General features: G+C 69.6%; 18 protein-coding genes. 7 read left to right on the top strand and 11 right to left on the bottom strand.

Annotated elements, in window-relative coordinates:
• Positions 1-44 precede the first annotated feature (44 nt).
• The 6 genes from ACTOWL_RS16935 to ACTOWL_RS16910 all read right to left on the bottom strand — a co-directional run bounded on the left by ACTOWL_RS16935 (position 45) and on the right by ACTOWL_RS16910 (position 7,040).
• Positions 45-260: a formate dehydrogenase subunit delta gene (locus ACTOWL_RS16935; protein ID WP_441322428.1), complete on the bottom strand. Its 216-nt coding sequence runs from the start codon at positions 258-260 to the stop codon at positions 45-47.
• On the bottom strand, positions 257-1,081 hold the full coding sequence (fdhD, locus tag ACTOWL_RS16930; RefSeq protein WP_441322427.1) for a formate dehydrogenase accessory sulfurtransferase FdhD: 825 nt from the start codon (positions 1,079-1,081) through the stop codon (positions 257-259). Before fdhD ends, ACTOWL_RS16935 begins: the two co-directional genes overlap by 4 nt.
• A 1-nt stretch (position 1,082) precedes the next feature.
• Positions 1,083-3,929 carry a formate dehydrogenase subunit alpha gene (gene fdhF, locus ACTOWL_RS16925; protein WP_441322426.1) on the bottom strand — a complete coding sequence of 949 codons (2,847 nt, stop codon included), beginning with the start codon at positions 3,927-3,929 and terminating at the stop codon, positions 1,083-1,085.
• A gap of 12 nt (positions 3,930-3,941) precedes the next feature.
• The gene (locus ACTOWL_RS16920; RefSeq protein WP_441322425.1) at positions 3,942-5,510 is read right to left on the bottom strand and encodes a formate dehydrogenase beta subunit; all 1,569 of its coding nucleotides are present in this window, start codon (positions 5,508-5,510) and stop codon (positions 3,942-3,944) included.
• The gene (locus tag ACTOWL_RS16915) at positions 5,507-5,986 is read right to left on the bottom strand and encodes a formate dehydrogenase subunit gamma (protein ID WP_441322424.1); all 480 of its coding nucleotides are present in this window, start codon (positions 5,984-5,986) and stop codon (positions 5,507-5,509) included. Before ACTOWL_RS16915 ends, ACTOWL_RS16920 begins: the two co-directional genes overlap by 4 nt.
• A 127-nt stretch (positions 5,987-6,113) precedes the next feature.
• A complete protein-coding gene (locus tag ACTOWL_RS16910; protein WP_441322423.1) occupies positions 6,114-7,040 on the bottom strand; it encodes a LysR family transcriptional regulator in 927 nt (308 codons plus the stop codon).
• 202 nt (positions 7,041-7,242) lie between these two features.
• Here ACTOWL_RS16910 and ACTOWL_RS16905 point away from each other — a divergent pair, with 202 nt between their 5' ends.
• On the top strand, positions 7,243-7,665 hold the full coding sequence (locus ACTOWL_RS16905; RefSeq protein ID WP_441322422.1) for a cupin domain-containing protein: 423 nt from the start codon (positions 7,243-7,245) through the stop codon (positions 7,663-7,665).
• An 85-nt stretch (positions 7,666-7,750) separates the two neighbouring features.
• Positions 7,751-8,914 (top strand): adenylate/guanylate cyclase domain-containing protein, encoded by a 1,164-nt coding sequence (locus ACTOWL_RS16900; protein WP_441322421.1) that lies wholly within the window; start codon positions 7,751-7,753, stop codon positions 8,912-8,914.
• A gap of 3 nt (positions 8,915-8,917) precedes the next feature.
• Here the strand turns inward: ACTOWL_RS16900 and ACTOWL_RS16895 are convergent, their stop codons facing one another.
• Positions 8,918-10,510: a trimethylamine methyltransferase family protein gene (locus ACTOWL_RS16895; RefSeq protein WP_441322420.1), complete on the bottom strand. Its 1,593-nt coding sequence runs from the start codon at positions 10,508-10,510 to the stop codon at positions 8,918-8,920.
• A gap of 156 nt (positions 10,511-10,666) precedes the next feature.
• Between ACTOWL_RS16895 and ACTOWL_RS16890 the strand changes: the two genes are divergently transcribed.
• Entirely contained in the window at positions 10,667-10,912 is a 246-nt protein-coding gene (locus ACTOWL_RS16890; protein WP_441322419.1) for a DUF1289 domain-containing protein, read from the top strand.
• 69 nt (positions 10,913-10,981) lie between these two features.
• Positions 10,982-11,800 (top strand): N-carbamoylputrescine amidase, encoded by an 819-nt coding sequence (gene aguB, locus ACTOWL_RS16885; protein ID WP_441322490.1) that lies wholly within the window; start codon positions 10,982-10,984, stop codon positions 11,798-11,800.
• 64 nt (positions 11,801-11,864) lie between these two features.
• On the opposite strand, the gene gcvA (ACTOWL_RS16880) is transcribed toward aguB, so the two are convergent.
• A complete protein-coding gene (gene gcvA, locus ACTOWL_RS16880; RefSeq protein WP_441322418.1) occupies positions 11,865-12,797 on the bottom strand; it encodes a transcriptional regulator GcvA in 933 nt (310 codons plus the stop codon).
• Positions 12,798-12,945: 148 nt separating this feature from the next.
• On the opposite strand from gcvA (ACTOWL_RS16880), the gene ACTOWL_RS16875 reads away from it, so the two are divergent.
• Complete coding sequence (locus tag ACTOWL_RS16875; protein ID WP_441322417.1) at positions 12,946-13,128, top strand: hypothetical protein; 183 nt, start codon at positions 12,946-12,948, stop codon at positions 13,126-13,128.
• Here ACTOWL_RS16875 and gcvA (ACTOWL_RS16870) read toward each other — a convergent pair.
• Both gcvA (ACTOWL_RS16870) and ACTOWL_RS16865 read right to left on the bottom strand, forming a co-directional pair.
• Positions 13,125-14,030, bottom strand: coding sequence for a transcriptional regulator GcvA (gcvA, locus tag ACTOWL_RS16870; protein ID WP_441322416.1), 906 nt, complete (start codon positions 14,028-14,030; stop codon positions 13,125-13,127). The two genes, ACTOWL_RS16875 and gcvA (ACTOWL_RS16870), sit on opposite strands and share 4 nt — an antisense overlap.
• A gap of 177 nt (positions 14,031-14,207) precedes the next feature.
• On the bottom strand, positions 14,208-15,566 hold the full coding sequence (locus tag ACTOWL_RS16865; protein WP_441322415.1) for an aspartate aminotransferase family protein: 1,359 nt from the start codon (positions 15,564-15,566) through the stop codon (positions 14,208-14,210).
• Positions 15,567-15,758: 192 nt separating this feature from the next.
• On the opposite strand from ACTOWL_RS16865, the gene ACTOWL_RS16860 reads away from it, so the two are divergent.
• Positions 15,759-16,391 (top strand): cupin domain-containing protein, encoded by a 633-nt coding sequence (locus ACTOWL_RS16860; RefSeq protein WP_441322414.1) that lies wholly within the window; start codon positions 15,759-15,761, stop codon positions 16,389-16,391.
• A 172-nt stretch (positions 16,392-16,563) separates the two neighbouring features.
• On the opposite strand, the gene ACTOWL_RS16855 is transcribed toward ACTOWL_RS16860, so the two are convergent.
• On the bottom strand, positions 16,564-17,241 hold the full coding sequence (locus ACTOWL_RS16855) for a hypothetical protein (RefSeq protein WP_441322413.1): 678 nt from the start codon (positions 17,239-17,241) through the stop codon (positions 16,564-16,566).
• Between the two features lie 281 nt (positions 17,242-17,522).
• Here ACTOWL_RS16855 and ACTOWL_RS16850 point away from each other — a divergent pair, with 281 nt between their 5' ends.
• Entirely contained in the window at positions 17,523-18,005 is a 483-nt protein-coding gene (locus ACTOWL_RS16850; protein ID WP_441322412.1) for a type I restriction-modification system subunit M N-terminal domain-containing protein, read from the top strand.
• The last annotated feature ends 88 nt before the right edge of the window (positions 18,006-18,093 follow it).

Here is an 18,093-nt window from a genome sequence, read left to right as displayed (position 1 = left end):
GACATCATAGTCGGCCACGGCCCGCCGTCCACCGGGACGCGCTGTCAGCGCGGCAGGGTCTCGACCGCCTCCACCACCAGCGGGTTCAGCTCGGCATTCTTCGCCGCCACCTGGGCGCGGATCTGGTCCTTCATCCGGGGCTCCCAGAAATCCTTGATGTGCTTGCGCACCCCGGCCACCGCCTCCTCCTGGGGATAGGAGGAGAAGAAGCTGGCGATCTGGTTCGCCATGCGGGTGATCTTGTCGGAGCTGCCGCTCATGCTTCGACCTTGGCTGGACTCAGGGAAGAGAAATCGGTGTAGGCGGTCATGCCGTCGCCGCGGGCGAAGGCGATCAGGGTGACGCCGGCCGCCTTCGCCGTGTCGATGGCCAGCGTCGTCGGCGCCGAGATCGCGACCAGGATCGGGATCCCGGCCGCGGCCGTCTTCTGCACCATCTCGAAGCTGCAGCGGCTGGTGATCACGCAGAAGCCCTGCCCCGCATCGATGTCCGCCCGGGCCAGGGCGCCGACCAGCTTGTCGAGCGCGTTGTGCCGGCCGACATCCTCGCGCACCAGCCGGATCCGGCCCTCACGGTCGGCCCAGGCGGCGCCGTGGACGGCGCCGGTGCGGCTGCGGATGTCCTGCAGCCCGTCGAGGTCGCGCAGCGTCCGGCGCACCGCCGCCCGCTCGACCTCGATCGGCTTGGGCGCGCGGCGCTTGCGGCCATGCAGCGTGTCGAGATCGCTGGTGCCGCAGATGCCGCAGCCGGTGCGGCCGGTGATGGTCCGCACCTTCTGCAGCATCTGAGAGAACTGCGCGCCGCGCAGCGCCATCCGCACCTCGATGCCGCGCTCCTCATCGCCCACGACCTCCTCGACCGTCAGGTCCGCCGGCGTATCGGCCAGGCCTTCGGTCAGGCTGAAGCCGAGGGCGAAATCCTCGAGATCGGCCGGCGACGCCATCATCACGGCATAGGACAGGCCGTTATAGACCAGCGCCACCGGCACCTCGGCCGCGACCACCTCCTCCACCGGCTCGGCCCGGTCGTCCCGGGTCAGCCGCCGGGCCGGCAGGCGCAGATCGGTGGGAGGCAGGGCCATTCTATTCCGCGGCCTCCTGCGGACGCTCGATCTGGATCGTCTTCTCGCGCAGCTCGCGATAGCCGATCTGCCAGTCGGACAGGTGGTTGACCCGCCGCACCTGCACCGCCGTCACCTTGTATTCCGGGCAGTTCGTGGCCCAGTCGGAATAGTCGGTGGTGACCACATTGGCGCCGGTCTCGGCATGGTGGAAGGTGGTGTAGACGACGCCCGGCTGCATCCGGTCGGAGATCTTGGCCCGCAGGCTGGTCTCGCCCGACCGGCTGTGCAGCGCCACCCAGTCACCGTCGCGGATGCCGCGGTTCTCGGCGTCGGACGGGTGGATCTCCAGCAAATCCTCCTCATGCCAGGCGACGTTGTCGGTGCGCCGGGTCTGGGCGCCGACATTGTAGTGGCTGAGGATGCGCCCCGTCGTCAGCACCAGCGGGAAGCGCGGGCCCGTGCGCTCCTCGGTCGGCACGAACTCGGTGATCATGAACCGGCCCTGGCCGCGGACGAAGCGGTCGATATGCATGATCGGCGTGCCCTCCGGCGCCGCGTCGTTGCACGGCCACTGCACCGAGCCCAGCTCATCCAGCCTCTGGTACGAGACGTTCTTGAAGGTCGGGGTGGTGCGGGCGATCTCGTCCATGATCTCGCTGGGATGGGTGTAGCCCATCTTGTAGCCCAGCGCCTCGGACAGCATCATCGTCGCCTCCCAGTCGGCATAGCCGGCCTTGGGCGGGGTGACGCGCCGGACGCGGCTGATGCGCCGCTCGGCATTGGTGAAGGTGCCGTCCTTCTCCAGGAAGGAAGAGCCGGGCAGGAACACATGGGCGTAGCTGGCGGTCTCGTTCAGGAACAGGTCCTGGACGATGACGCATTCCATCGCCGCCAACCCGGCCGTGACGTGCTTCACGTCCGGATCGGACTGGGCGATGTCCTCGCCCTGGATGTAGATACCCTTGTAGGTGCCCTCGACCGCGGCATCGAGCATGTTCGGGATGCGCAGGCCCGGCTCGGCCGACAGCGGCACGCCCCACATGGCCTCGAACAGCTGCCGGGTGTTCGTGTCGGAGACGTGGCGGTAGCCGGTGAACTCATGCGGGAAGGAGCCCATGTCGCAGGCGCCCTGCACGTTGTTCTGGCCGCGCAGCGGGTTCACGCCGACGCCGCGGCGGCCGATGTTGCCGGTCAGCATCGCCAGGTTGGCCATGCCCATGACCATGGTCGAGCCCTGGCTGTGCTCGGTGACGCCGAGGCCGTAATAGATCGCGGCCCGGCCGCCGGTGGCATAGAGCCGCGCCGCCGCCCGGACCTCGGCCGCCGGCACGCCGGTGAGATCCTCCACCGCCTCCGGCGAATGGCGCGGATCGGCGATGAACTCGGCCCAGCGCGAGAACTCGGCGATGTCGCAGCGCTCGCGGACGTAGTCCTCCGCCACCAACCCTTCGGTCACGATCACATGCGCCAGCGCGTTGACGACCGCGACATTGGTGCCGGGCTTCAGCGGCAGGTGGTGGTCGGCCTTGATGTGGGCCGACTTCACCAGGTCGATGCGGCGCGGATCGACCACGATCAGCCGGGCGCCTTCACGCAGCCGGCGCTTCATCCGGCTGGCGAAGACCGGATGGGCGTCGGTCGGGTTGGCGCCGATCACCACGATCACGTCGCTCTCGTCGACGCTGTCGAAATCCTGGGTGCCGGCCGAGGTGCCGTAGGTCTGGCCCAGGCCGTAGCCGGTCGGCGAGTGGCAGACCCGGGCGCAGGTGTCGACATTGTTGTTGCCGAAGCCGGCGCGGATCATCTTCTGGACGAGGTAGGTCTCCTCGTTGGTGCAGCGCGACGAGGTGATGCCGCCGATCGAATCGCGGCCGTAGGTGGCCTGGATCCGCTTCAGCTCGGAGGCGGCGTAATTGATCGCCTCCTCCCACGACACCTCGCGCCACGGGTCGGTGATCTGCTTGCGGATCATCGGCTTGGTGATCCGGTCCTTGTGCGTGGCGTAGCCCCAGGCGAAGCGGCCCTTGACGCAGCTGTGGCCGTGATTGGCCTTGCCATCCTTGTACGGCGTCATCCGCACCACCTCGGTGCCCTGCATCTCGGCCTTGAAGGCGCAGCCGACGCCGCAATAGGCGCAGGTGGTGACCACCGAATGCTCCGGCTGGCCGGCCTCGATGATGCTGTTTTCCATCAGCGTCGCGGTCGGGCAGGCCTGGACGCAGGCGCCGCAGGAGACGCACTCGCTCTCCTTGAAGCCGTCATCCTGGCCGGCCGAGACGAAGGAGCCGAAGCCGCGGCCGTCGATGGTCAGGGCGAAGGTGCCCTGCACCTCCTCGCAGGCCCGGACGCAGCGCGAGCAGACGATGCACTTGGTCGGGTCGAAGGTGAAATAGGGGTTGGAGGTGTCCTTCTCGCCGACCAGGTGGTTGGCGCCGTCATAGCCGTAGCGCACCTCGCGCAGCCCCACGACGCCGGCCATGTCCTGCAGCTCGCAATCGCCGTTGGCGGCGCAGGTCAGGCAGTCCAGCGGGTGGTCGGAGATGTAGAGCTCCATCACGTTCCGGCGCAGCTTCGCCAGCTTCGGCGACTGCGTCCGGACCTTCATCCCGGGCTCGACCGGCGTGGTGCAGGAGGCCGGCGTGCCGCGCCGCCCCTCGATCTCGACGACGCAGAGCCGGCAGGAGCCGAAAGGCTCCAGGCTGTCGGTCGCGCACAGCTTCGGGATTGCGGTCTCGATCTCGGCCGCGGCGCGCATCACCGAGGTGCCGGCGGGCACGGTCACGGCCTCGCCGTCGATCTCCAGCGTCACCATGCTGGGCGAGATCCGCGCCGGGGTCCCGAAATCCTGTTCCGTCACGAGAGCCATCGGATGGCCTCCTTACTCGGCCGCTTGCGCCGGGGCGGGCGCGCGGTCGAAATCATCGGGGAAATGGGTCAGGGCGCTGAGCACCGGATAGGGGGTGAGGCCGCCGAGGGCGCAGAGCGACCCGTCCAGCATGGTCTCGCAGAGGTCTTCGATCAGCGTCAGGTTGCGGCCGAGCTCGCGCCCGCCGGTCTCCCGGTTGGCGATGATCTTGTCGATGGTCTCGGCGCCGCGGGTCGAGCCGATGCGGCAGGGCGTGCACTTGCCGCAGCTCTCGATGGCGCAGAACTCCATGGCGAAGCGGGCCTGGACGGCCAGGTCGACGCGGTCGTCGAACACCACCACGCCGCCATGCCCCAGCATGCCCTTCTTCGCCGCCATCGACTCGTAGTCGAGCGGCGTGTCGAGCAGGCTGTCCGGGAAATAGGCGCCGAGCGGGCCGCCGACCTGGACGGCGCGGAACGGCCGGCCGCTGGCGGTGCCGCCGCCGAAGCCCTCGATCAGCTCGCGCAGGGTCAGGCCGAAGGCGACCTCGATCAGCCCGCCGCGCTTGACGTTGCCGGCCAGCTGCAGCGGCTGGGTGCCGCGCGACCGGCCGGTGCCGTAATCGGCATAGAAGGCGGCGCCCTTGTCGAGGATGATCGGCACCGAGGTCAGCGACAGCACGTTGTTGATCACCGTCGGCTTGCCGAACAGGCCCTTCAGCGCCGGCAGCGGCGGCTTCGGCCGGACCATGCCGCGCTTGCCTTCCAGGCTCTCCAGCAGCGAGGTCTCCTCGCCGCAGATATAGGCGCCGGCGCCGACCCGGACCTCGAGGTCGAAGCGCTTGCCGCTGTCCAGCACGCTGGGGCCCAGCACCCGGCGCTGATAGGCGATGTCGATCGCCGCGTTCATCGCCGCCACCGCATGCGGGTATTCCGAGCGGATGTAGATGAAGCCCTTGGTGGCGCCGGTGGCGATGCCGGCGATGATCATGCCCTCGACCAGCAGGAAGGGGTCGCCTTCCATGATCATGCGGTCGGCGAAGGTGCCGCTGTCGCCCTCATCGGCGTTGCAGACGATGTATTTCCGGTCGGCCTGGGCCTGCAGCACGGTGCGCCACTTGATGCCGGTCGGGAAGCCGGCGCCGCCGCGGCCGCGCAGGCCGGAGGCCGTGACCGTTTCGACGATCGCCGCCGGCTCCATCGCCAGCGCGGCGCGCAGGCCCTTCAGCCCATCATGCGCCTCGTAATCGTCCAGCGACAGCGGGTCGGTGATACCGCAGCGGGCGAAGGTCAGGCGCTGCTGCTTGGCGAGATACGGGATTTCTTCCGGCCGGCCGTGGCGCAGCGCATGGTCGCCGCCCTCGGCGAAGCCGGCGGCGAACAGGCCGGGCACGTCCTCGGCCGCGACCGGGCCGTAGCCGATCCGGCCGGACGGCGTCTCGACCTCGACGAAGGGCTCCAGCCACAGCAGGCCGCGCGAGCCGTTGCGGACCAGCTGCAGCTCGATGCCGCGGGCCGCCGCCTCGGCCTGGATCGCCTGGGCGACGTCGTCGGCACCGACCGAGATAGCGGCGGCGTCGCGGGGGACGAAGACCTTCATCGCCCGGCCTCCATCCTGTCGACGATGCGGTCGAGGCGCTTGGCGTCGATCCGCCCGACCAGCTCGCCATCGGCCAGCGCCGCCGGGGCGCAGGCACAGTTGCCGAGGCAGTAGACCGGCTCGACCGTGATCCGGCCGTCCGCCGTGGTCTGGTGCAGGCCGATGTCGAGCCGCCGCCGCAGATGCTCGGCCAAGTCGCGCGCGCCCATCGACTGGCAGGCCTCGGCCTGGCACAGCTTCAGCACATGGCGCCCCGCGGGCTCGGTCCGGAAATCATGGTAGAAAGTGACGACCCCGTGCACCTCGGCGCGGGACAGGTTCAGCGCGTCGGCCAACAGCGGCAGCGCCTCGCGCGGTACATGGCCGAAGACCGATTGCAGGTCGTGCAGGATGGGCAGCAACGGCCCTTCGGTCGCACCATGCGATGCGATCACGTCACGCGCCACCTCGGCGTCCCAGCCCCGGTGTTCGGGCATTCCGTCCCACTCCCTTTGCGGGTTTGTTGGACCGGGCGGCCCTTGGCTGCCACCCGACAGGATTCAGGATGGACGGGTGCGTATACCAGATTCAAATACAAAGCCCGGATGAATTGATAAACAGCGTTTATGAAGAAGGCGGCTGCAGCGGCGTGCCCTGCAGCTCGGCGTCGAGGTTCAGCGTGCGGGCGGTGTCGAACAGGCCGCGGGCCAAGGGCGAAGGCGGGTCGCGGTCGGCCATCACCAGCCCGACGGTGCGGGTCGCCTCCGGCTCGACCAGGCGCAGCGCCCGGGTCCCGGCCGGCACCCCGAACAGGTGCAGCAGCGCCCGCGGCATGACGCTGGACCAGGGGCCGGAGCGGACATGCGAGCACAGGTTGATGATGCTGTCGGTCTCGACCGCCGCATGCGGCGAACAGCCGACCGAGCGGAAGATGCCGTCGATGATCCGCCGGTTCTGCATGGTCGGGGTCAAGAGGCACAGCGGCAGCTCCGCCGCCTCGACCCAGCGGATGGTGCGGCGCGATGCCGCCGCCTGATCCGCCGGCATCAGCAGGATGTAGTCCTCCTGGTACAACGGCAGGCTGCGGACATGGCGCAGCGGCTCGTTGTCGAGATAGGTGACGCCGACATCGATCTCGAAATTCTCCAGCCCGGCCTCGATCTGGATCGAGGTCTGCGACAGCACCGAGACGGTGACCGCCGGATGCGACTGGGCGAAGGGCGAGGTGATCAGCGACACGATCGGCAGGGCCGAGGGCACGGCGCCGATCCGCAGCCTGCCCGCCAGGCCCTGCTGCAGCATCGCCAGCTCCTGCGCCAGGCCGTCGCGGTCGGCCAGGATCTTCTTGGCCCAGTCGAGCACGCAGGCGCCTTCGCGGGTGAAGCCCTGGAAGCGGTGGCCGCGCTCGACGATCGGCACCTGCAGCTCGTCCTCGAGCTGGCGCAGGGCGGTGGACAGGGCTGGCTGCGACACGCTGCAGGCTTCCGCCGCGCGGGCGAAATGCTTCTCGCGGGCGAGCGCGACGAGGTATTCGAGCTGGCGGATGACCATCGGGCCTCCGGAATGCGACTTGATAACGCATGGTTATCGGTCGGTTCCGCCCGGCCTGCAATACAAACGCCGCCAGCGTACCGGACCGGCTGCGACAATCGATCCCTCATTCTTGTCGCCCCTGAGATCGGCAGCCATCTCTCGGCGGCGCAATGCGCGGTTCCGGAATGACCGACGCGGCGTGCCATCTGGAGTCTCCGCCATGAAGCCCGAAAACGACCGTCCCGCCTTCGGCCGGTTCGATGTGAACGAGATCGCGAGATCGTTCCCGCCCACCTCGGACACGTTGCTGCTGGACACCTATCTGACCAACGAACCGGCGGCGAGCGCCCGCGTCTTCCGTGTCTATCGGGCCACGCCGCCGCACTACCACGCGACCTGCGACGAGTATCTCTACGTCCTCTCGGGCCGCAGCACGTTCTGGATCGGCAGCCCGGAGAACAAGGGAGAGTTCGCCCCCGGACATCTGCTGTTCTTCACGCGCGGCACCGTTCACGCCTTTCCGGAGATCATCGAAGGCCCCGTCGTCTTCCTCTCGGTGGACACCCCGCGGCGCGATCCCAAGGACGTCATCTTCGTCAATCCCGAAGACGGCACGCCGGAGACGTTCATCCACGCGCGGTAAGGCGCGTGGCGGCACGAGGATCTGGCACGCATCGCCCCGATTGGCGATGGCCGGGGCCGCGGCGGTGATCCTATAATCGGCCACCATGATCGAACCCCGCCCCGATGCCGGACTGGCCGACCTGATCGAATGGCTGTCGAGCGACGAATGCCACGACGCCTCGAACACGGAGATGCTGGCCGATCTCGGCCGCCTGCTGCGCGCGCTGGGCCTGCCGATCGACCGGCTGAGCCTGCACCTGCGCACCCTGCACCCGCAGATCCTTGCCCGCACCCTGGCCTGGACGGAGGGCGAGCCGGTGGAACTGCGCGACCGCGACATCTCGATCGAGCGCCTGCCCTTCTACGCCACCAACCCGATCCGCCGGGCCACCGAGGGACAGGCCTGGCTGAGCCTGGCGACGCCGGAGGAGATGGCCGGGATGGAGGAGCTCGACTTCTTCCAGGGCCGCGGGCTGCGCGCCGCCATCGTCGCACCGCTGGTGATGGGCCAGGGCCCGGCCAGCGCCGCCGTCTTCGCCACGCGGAGGCCGGAAGGGTTCGCGCCGGCCGACCGGGCAGCCTTCGAGCGCGTCGTCCCGGCCCTGCGCGGCGTCTGCGAGATCCGCCTGCTGCGGGCGGCCGAGGCGACCATGCTCAACACCTATGTCGGCCCGATCACCGGCCGGCGCATCCTGGACGGGCATATCCGGCGCGGCGATGTCGAGACGCTGGAGGCGGCGCTGCTGCTGTGCGACCTGCGCGACTTCACCGTGCTGTCGAACCGGCTGCCGCCCGAGCAGATGCTGGACCGGCTCAACCTCTATTTCGACCAGATCGTCCCGGCCATCACCACCGGCGGCGGCGAGGTGCTGAAGTTCATGGGCGACGCGGTGCTGGCGTTCTTCCACCTGGACGACGGGGCGGTGGCCAGCTGCGCCGCGGCCTTCGGGGCGGCCCGCCTGGCCCTGGACCGCATCCACTCCGTCTCCCAGGCCGGCACGCCGCTGAGCGCCGGGGTGGCGCTGCATCACGGCGAGGTCGCCTATGGCAACATCGGCTCCGGCGGGCGGCTGGACTTCACCGTGATCGGCCGCGACGTCAACCTGGTCAGCCGGATCCAGACCGCCTGCGCCACCACCGGCGAGCCGCTGCTGATGTCGCCGCGCTTCGTGGCGCTGCTGGGCCGGCCCGGCTGCCGCAGCATCGGCCCGCACCCGCTGAAGGGCTTCGCCGAGCCGCTGGAGCTGTTCGCCTGGAGTCCCGAGTAAGCCTCAGGTGAAGGCGTCGGGCATGCTGTCCTTCTTGCGCCGCATGAAGTCCTGCAGCGCCTCGTCGATCGCGGGGTCGATCGCCGGCGCTTCGTACTCCTCCAGCATCCGCTTCCAGATCTTGTTGGCGCGCTGCGAGGCGTCCTGCCGGCCCTCGGCCTCCCACTGCTCGTAGGAGTTGTTGTCGGCGACGGTCGAGCGGTAGAAGGCGTTCTCGAAATTGCGCTGGGTGTGGTCGCAGCCGAGATAGTGGCTGCCCGGCCCGACCTGGCGGATCGCGTCCATCGCCTGGCCGTTCTCGCTGAGGTCGATGCCCTCGGCCATCACCTGCATCATGCCGAGCTGGTCGGTGTCGAGGATGAACTTCTCGTAGGAGCTGACCAGGCCGCCCTCGAGCCAGCCGGCGGCGTGCAGCACGAAGTTGACCCCGCCCAGCATGGTCGGCAGCAGGGTGTTGGCGCTTTCGAACGCCGCCTGCGCGTCCGGAGCCTTGGAGCCGCAGAGCGAGCCGCCGGAGCGGAACGGCACGCCGAGGCGCCGGGCCAGGGCGGCGGCGCCGTACAGCACCAGCGCCGGCTCCGGCGTGCCGAAGGTCGGCGCGCCCGACTGCATCGAGATCGAGCTGGCGAAGGAGCCGAACACGACCGGCGCGCCGGGGCGGCACAGCTGCGCCGTGGCCATGCCGGCCAGGCTCTCGGCCAGGGTCTGGGTCAGCACGCCGGCGCTGGTCACCGGCGCCATCGCGCCGGCCAGGATGAACGGCGTGACGATCACCGCCTGGTTGGCCCGGGCATAGGTCTTCAAGGCGCCGAGCATGGTGCCGTCCCACACCATCGGCGAGTTGGCGTTGATCAGGCTGATCAGCACGCAGTTCTGGTCGACGAACTCCTCGCCGAACACCAGCCGCGCCATGGCGACCGTGTCCTCGGCCCGCTCCGGCGCCGTCACGGAGCCCATGAACGGCTTGTCGGAGTATTTGATGTGGGAATAGACCATGTCGAGATGCCGCTTGTTCACCGGCAGGTCGACGGGCTCGCACACGGTGCCGCCGGAATGGTGCATGACCGGCGTCATGTAGGCGAGCTTGACGAAGTTGCGGAAATCCTCGATCCGGGCGTAGCGGCGGCCCTCGTCGAGGGTGCGGATGAAGGGCGGGCCGTAGACCGGGGCGAAGACGGTGTTGCCGCCGCCGATCTGCACCGTGCGCTCCGGGTTCCGCGCATGCTGGGCGAACTCGCGCGGCGCGGTGGCCTGCACCAGCTGGCGGCACAGGCCGCGCGGGAAGCGGATGCGGGTGCCCTTGACGTCGGCGCCGGCCGCCTTCCACAGCTCCAGCGTCTCCTCGTCGTCGCGGAACTCGAGGCCGATCTCCTCCAGCACCGTGTCGGCGTTGTGCTCGATCAGTTCCAGCCCGTCGGTCTTCAGCACCTCGTAGAGCGGGATCTTGCGCGAGATGTATTTCAGCTGCTGCAGCCCGCCGCCGCGGCGCAGGGCGCGCCGAGCCTCGGCGCCGCCGCGGCCGCGCCGGCCGGACCGGCCGGTGTCCTGGGTCTCGTCCGATGGCAGGGGGGCCGATGGGGTGGAGGCGTCGGTCATCGCGGGCAATCCTTCTCGCAGAGTCCCGATGCTACGCCCCGAGGCTCCGGCGACCATCGCGCCTGCGACCCGGCCTCGCCCGGTCACGACACCACGGCCGCGGCCGGCACGCGCCGCCTTGAACCCGGCCCGCGGGCGGGTTACCTGGAAGGGGCCATGGACTCCGAACTCCCGCCCGCCGACCTGCCCCCGATCGTCTCGCCCTGCACCGGCGTCTGCACGCTCGAGACCGGGACCGGGCTGTGCGCCGGCTGCCTGCGCACGGGCGACGAGATCGCGGCCTGGCGCGACGCCGACAACGCCTGGCGGCTGGCCGTGCTGCGGCAGTTGAAGGAGCGCCGCCGCGCCCGCGGCCGCACCAGCGCCGCCGACAGCCGGCCGCGCCGGCGCCAGACCGTCTGAGGATCCGCCAAGACCACCGTCACCGTCGCCGCCACCCAGACCTTCTGCACCTGGAACGAGGCCGAGACCCTGGACCGGGTCGAGGCGCTGGTGCGCCAGGCCGCCGGCCGCGGCGCCCAGATCGTGCTGCCGCAGGAGCTGTTCGCCGCCCCCTATTTCTGCCGCGACCAGCTGCAGACGCACTTCGCCCTGGCCCAACCGATCGACGGCCATCCGGTGGTGGAGCGGTTCCGCCGGCTGGCGGCGGAGCTGCAGGTGGCGATGCCGGTCAGCGTGTTCGAGCGCGCCAACAACGCCTATTACAACTCGATCGCCATGGTCGATGCCGACGGCAGCGTGCTGGGCGTCTACCGCAAGTCGCACATCCCGGACGGGCCGGGCTATGAGGAGAAGTTCTATTTCAACCCCGGCGACACCGGCTTCCGGGTGTGGCAGACCCGCTACGGCAAGGTCGGCTGCGGCATCTGCTGGGACCAGTGGTACCCGGAGGCGGCGCGCTGCATGGCGCTGCTGGGCACCGATGTGCTGCTGTACCCGACCGCGATCGGCAGCGAGCCGCAGGATGGCGGGCTGGACAGCCAGCCGCACTGGACCCGGGTGATGCAGGGCCATGCCGGCGCCAACCTGGTGCCGCTGGTCGCCTCGAACCGCATCGGCACCGAGCAGGGCGAGCGCTTCAGCCAGACCTTCTACGGCTCCTCCTTCATCGCCGGCCCGACCGGCGAGCTGGTGGCCCAGGCCGGCCGCACCGAAGAGGAGGTGCTGGTCGCGCGCTTCGACCTCGACGCCATCCGGGCCCAGCGCGCCAGCTGGGGCCTGTTCCGCGACCGCCGGCCGGAGCTGTATGGGGCGATCCTGACTTATGACGGGGTGACGCGTCCTTCCTGAGGGCGCTGTTGCGGCGGCCCGATGTTGGGTTCGCTTGCCGCGAACCCAACCTACGACGGCGGGGCTATGACGGGCCAACCCGGCCCTCCTGCCTCTCATCCGCGGCGATCTCGGCCAGGACCCAGTCGCGGAAGGCGGTGATCTTCGGCACGTCGCGGCGGCTGTCGAGATAGACCAGGTAGTAGGAGCCCTCGTCGCGGATGTGGAACGGGAAGGGCCGGACCAGCTCGCCGGCGGCGAGCTCGTCGAGGAAGAAGGTCGGGTTGACCAGGGCCAGCCCCTGCCCCGCCTGCGCCGCGCGGCCCATCATCTGCTGGTTCTCGAGCCGCAGGCCGCCATTGGACACGGACTCCGGCACGACCACGCCGGCGGCGGCGAACCAGCGCTGCCAATAGGCGTCGCCGCCGTCCCACAGCAGCGGCAGCCGCAGCAGGTCGCGCGGATCCTTGAGCCCGCCGGCGCGGTCGCGCAGCGCCGGGCTGCACAGGGCGGTGTATTCGATCGGCATCAGCGGGTGCGCGACCAGGCCGGGCCAGACGCCCATGCCGTGGCGGATGCCGATGTCGCTGTCGCCGCGGGTGAAGTCGACCAGGCTGGTGTTGGTGTCGAGCCGCACGGCGATGCCGGGATGGGCCAGCTGGAACCGGCCGAGCCGCGGCACCAGCCAGTTGGTGGCGAAGGTGTGGATCGCGGTGATCGAGAGCGGCCCGCCGGTGTCGTCGCGCGCCGCGGCGAAGGCGCCGACCAGCCGGGCCAGCGCCTCGGTCACCGCCGGCGCCAGCCGCGCGCCGGTCTCGGTCAGCGCCACCTTGCGGGTCAGGCGGAGGAACAGCGGCGCGCCGACGCGGTCCTCCAGCAGGCGGATCTGGTAGCTGACCGCGGCCTGGGTCATGCCCAGCTCCGCCGCCGCTTTGGTGAAGCTGAGGTGGCGCGCCGCCGCCTCGAACACCCGGATGGCCGGCAGCGGCGGCAGGCGCGAGGCTGATCCTTCATCCATAAAGACAGCTTATCCGTTGCTTATCGAGAACGCGTTGGTCGAACGCCCGCGGAACCCCGATATTCCTCTCATACAGAGCCCATCGCAACGACCGGCCCGTCGAACCCATCAACAGAGCTGATGCGTTCCGGGTCCCCAGGAGACCGAGATGACCAGCATCGTTCAGCGGGCGCCTTTGCGCCCGATCCCCCGGCTTCGCCCTCGGCGCGGCCTGCTCTCCACCCTGCGCGCCGCCGCCAGCCGGCTGCTGCGCCCGGCCGGCGGCCGGATGCTTGATCCGAAGTCGCTGTCCGACCAGCTGCGCCGGGACCTGGGGTTCGATCGGAGCTAACCACTCCCCGCCGCCTCGGCCAGCAGCCAGTCGCGGAACAGCGCGATCTTCGGGACGTCGCGGCGGGTCTCGAGATAGACGATGTAGTAGGCGCCGTTCTCGCGCAGCAGCGTCGGGAAGGGCTGCACCAGCTGGCCGGCGGCGAGCTCCTCGGCGAAGAACAGCGGGTTGAGCAGCGCCACGCCCTGCCCCGCCTTCGCCACCTGCCCCATCATCTGCTGGGTGTCGAGCCGGAGGCCGTTGTCGGCGACCGAGACCGGCACCGTGACCCCCGCCGCGGCGAACCAGCGCTGCCAGGCGTCGGCGTCGTCCCACAGCAGCGGCACGGCCAGCAGGTCGCGCGCATGGGCGAGGCCGCCGGCGCGGTCGCGCAGGGCCGGGCTGCACAAGGGCGTGCAGTCGACCGGCATCAGCGGATGCGCGGCCAGGCCGGGCCAGACGCCGCGGCCGTAGCGGATGCCGAGATCGTATTCGCCGCGGGTGAAGTCGACGTTGCTCTGGCCGGTGTCGACCCGCACCGTAGTGCCGGGATGGGCGGCCTGGAACCGGCCGAGCCGCGGCACCAGCCAGTTCGAGGCCAGGGTCAGCACGGTGGTGACCGACAGCAGCCCGCCGCCGGCGTCGTCGCGCAGCGCGGCGAAGGCCCCGGCCATGCGCGACAGCGCCTCGGTCAGCACCGGCGCCAGCCGCGCCCCGGCCTCGGTCAGCGCCACCTTGCGGGTCAGGCGCAGGAACAGCGGCGCGCCGACCCGGTCCTCGAGCAGGCGGATCTGGTAGCTGACCGCCGCCTGGGTCATGCCCAGCTCCGCCGCCGCGCGGGTGAAGCTGAGGTGGCGGGCCGCCGCCTCGAACACCCGGACCGCGGCGAGCGGCGGCAGCTGGAAGCCTGGCTGGGTGTCCATGGGGTTCGTCTACGCGCGGTTCAGGGTATGTTCCAGTTTCGCTCCGGATGCGCGGTACTACAAGACCGGTGACGGCTCTTGCGGCACGAACCCCCTCCCCCTACCCCCCTCCCGCGAGGGGAGGGGGGACTCGTTTTGCTTTGGCGGCTGGCTTCGGCTCCGGCCCCTGCCCCCTCCTCAGTCCAGGGTCTGCAGGGTCTCGCGCATGGTTTCGACCAGGCGGTCGATCTCGGACTTCTCGATGATGAAGGGCGGCGACAAAGCGACGATGTCGCCGGTGGTGCGGATGCCCACCCCTTTCTGGAAGCACTTGATGAACAGGTCGTAGGCCCGGGCGGTCGGGCGGCCGGCGATCGGCTCCAGCTCCACCGCGCCGATCAGGCCGAGGTTGCGGATGTCGATGACGTGGCGGGTGCCCTTCAGGCTGTGCAGCGCCTGCTCCCAGTACGGCGCCAGCTCGGCGACGCGCTCGAACAGCCCCTCCTCGCGGTACACGTCGAGGGTCGCCAACCCGGCGGCCATGGCCAGCGGATGGGCCGAGTAGGTGTAGCCGTGGAACAGCTCGATCATGTGCTCCGGCCCGGTCATGAAGGCGTCGTAGATGTGCTTGCGCACGCCGACGGCGCCGGCCGGGACGGCGGCGTTGGTCAGGCCCTTGGCCATGGTCACCATGTCCGGCTGCACGCCGAAATAGTCGGCGGCGAAGCTGGTGCCGAGGCGGCCGAAGCCGGTGATGACCTCGTCGAAGATCAGCAGGATGCCGTGCTTGTCGCAGATCTCGCGCAGCCGCTGCAGATAGCCCTTGGGCGGCATCAGCACGCCGGTGGAGCCCGCCACCGGCTCGACGATCACCGCGGCGATGGTGGAGGCGTCGTGCAGCGCGACCAGCCGCTCCAGGTCGTCGGCCAGCTCGAACCCGTGCTGCGGCAGGCCGCGGCTGTAGGCGTTGCGCGCCAGGTCGTGGGTGTGGCGGATGTGGTCGACGCCGCTGAGCATGGTGCCGAAGGTGCGGCGGTTGGCGACCATGCCGCCGACCGAGATGCCGCCGAAGCCGGTGCCGTGATAGCCGCGCTCGCGCCCGATCAGCCGGGTGCGGGTGCCCTGGCCGATCTGGCGCTGATAGGCCAGGGCGATCTTCAGGGCGCTATCCACCGCCTCGGACCCGCCGCCGGCGGCGAAGAAGACGTGGTCGAGGTCGCCCGGCAGCAGCTGGGCGACGCGGGAGGCCAGCTCGAACGCCTTGGGGTGGCCCATCTGGAAGGACGGGGCGTAGTCCATCTCCGCCGCCTGGTCCTGGATCGCCTGGACGATCTTGGGGTGGCAGTGGCCGGCGTTGACGCACCACAGGCCGGCGGTGCCGTCCAGCACCTGGCGGCCGTCGACCGTGGTGTAGTACATGCCCTTGGCCGAGGCGTAGAGCCGCGGCGCCGCCTTGAACGACCGGTTCGCGGTGAACGGCATCCAGAAGGATTCGAGGTTGTTCGGGGCGCGCAGGTCGCCGCGGGCCGAGATAACGTCCAAGGGGGCATCGTCCATGGCAAGACTCCGGTCGGCTGTGGAGGGAACCGAACGCTCGGGCCGGTTCGCCCCCGGATCATGAGGGGCCGGAGGGAAGCCTAGGACCGCCCGGATCGCTGGACAAGCGGGCGCGCGCCCCGGAGAATGCGAAAAGCGCCGGCGGAGGCCGCTCCGATGCCGGCGTTCGGGATTTCGAACAGGAAAACACCCATGGCCGATGCTGCGGCCGCCCCTCCGCTCTCCGGCGCCGATGACGCGGGGATCGACATCGGCGGCAAGCTGCGGCGGCTGCGCGAGGAGCACGGGCTGAGCCAGCGCGAGCTGGCGCGGCGCGCCGGCGTCTCCAACGCCACCGTCTCGCTGATCGAGCAGAACCGCGCCAGCCCCTCGATCGGCTCGCTGAAGCGGGTGCTGGACGGGCTGCCGCTGAGCCTGGCCGCGTTCTTCGCCCTGCCCGAGGGGCCGGAGGACCCGGTGTTCTTCCCGGCAGCCGAGCTGACCGAGATCGCGGGGAAACTCGGTGGGCATGGCGGCGGCTCGGACGGACCCGACGGGCTGATCTCCTACCGCCAGGTGGGCTGCGACCTGTCCGGCCGGGCGCTGCAGATCCTGCACGAGCGGCTGGCGCCGGGCGCCGACACCGGCCCGACGGCGCTGAGCCATGCCGGCGAGGAGGGCGGCGTGGTGATCCGCGGCCGGGTGGAGCTGACGGTCGGCCCGCGCCGCCGCATCCTCGGCCCCGGCGACGCCTATTACTTCCAGAGCCGCCTGCCGCACCGCTTCCGCGTGGTCGGCGAGGAGGCAGCGGAGATCGTCTCGGCCTGCACCCCGCCGTCTTTCTAGGCACCGCCCGGGCCGCAGGCCCGGGCGCTCGCAGGGGACCTTCCTGTGTGCCTCTCCCGCGGCCCCTCCCCTCGCCCGGAATCGCAAGCACCTCCAGCCCCTCCCGCGGGCGGAAGAGGCGAAGCACGTCGATGTGTCATGGAGATAGGGCATATCGCGACCGCGGCGGCGCTCAGCTGCTGTCGGGCTTCGGCGGTCGGGATGGCAGGCAGCCGTCTCCGGACTCCTCCGGCGGCTCGGCCCAGCCCTCCGCGGCCGTGGGGCTCACAGCGACCAGGTCCACGCACCTGACGGGCGTGACGACGGTGCCATCGCCGTCGATGTCGGCGGCATCGTCCCAGCCCCGCGGCTGCCAGGCCGGATTCGGCGGGCGGCCGATCTTGCGGCAGACCTCGCGCACGAACTCCTCGGCCGACAGCGTGTCGAGCTGCTCGTCCAGGATCTCGTCCTCGACCAGTTTCTCCCACACCCAGGACCGCATGTACTCGACGTCCTCGGGCTGCGCGACCGCTTCGGCCACGGCCTGGGCGGCCTGCTCCCGCCGTTGCCGGCGGTGCTCCTGCTCGCCCGACTCCTTGCGCTTTGTCCGGCGCATCAGATAGTTGGCGCGGATTCGCTCGGTCATGGCGATCGACAGCCGCACCGACCGGGACAGCCGCGACTGCTTCAGGTCGAAATCGGGGATCGACTCCCCCCTTGCCGGCATCGCCTGCTGCTGCGTCGAGATGATCCGCTTGGTGCGCAAGTCGATCGTGACCAGTTCACGCAGCGAGTCCAGCGCCCACCCCGTCCACTTCATGTCGGGATCGGTCGGCCGGATCTCGTCGGAATCGGATTGCGCCATGTCCATAGAACGTATCATGAACGAGAGTCGCGGGTTAACGCAAGTGGACATTGCGTTCACAAACTCACAGCCGGAAGGCGTCGGTCGGCCCGTCGCTCTATCCAGCGAGTGGACTGGACAGTAGCTCCCGTTCTAGGCTCGCTGCGTGATTCACTGCCCATGCCAGAGAGGCTGCTCATCCTCACGCCAAATGTCAGTTGAGGCGAGCCTGCCTGAAACCTCTGGGCAAGCACGGGCTTTCGCCTAGTAGAGGCTGGGCAACGCTATCTGGGGGTATGATAGAGCGCATGACGGAAGCGCAGAAGAAAGAGCTGGAAAAGGCGCTTTGGGGCATCGCCAACGACCTACGCGGCAAGATGGATGCGGACGAGTTTCGGGACTACATCCTGGGCTTCATCTTCTTTAAGTACCTCTCCGAGAGGATGCGCCTCTACGCCAACGGCATCCTTGAACCTGACGGCATTGAATTTACTGACATTGTCGAAGGAGCCACGGAAGGCGAGGAGGTGCTGGAAGCGGTTCGCACAGAAGCCGTTGAGGAGTTGGGGTACTTCCTGAAGCCGTCAGAGCTCTTCGCCTCAATCGCTCAACGCGGCGCGCAGAAGGGCAACAACTTCATCCTCGATGACCTGAGCCGCATTCTCGACAATATCCAAAAGTCGACGATGGGCACGGAAAGTGAGGAGGATTTCAACCACCTTTTCGAGGATCTGGACCTCGGTTCGACTAAGCTAGGCAGTGTGGACGAATTGACTCAGGTATCGGTTTGAGGATTCCGCCAAGAGACTCGATGTGATTCATGGAATGCCGGCTGGTTCGGAGGTCGGCGATGTTGACGAGAATGACGGAGACGGATTG

Source organism: Inquilinus sp. CA228, from assembly GCF_052078665.1.
In the GTDB taxonomy this organism is placed as follows: domain Bacteria; phylum Pseudomonadota; class Alphaproteobacteria; order DSM-16000; family Inquilinaceae; genus Inquilinus.
This window is presented reverse-complemented; position numbering and strand designations above follow the sequence as displayed.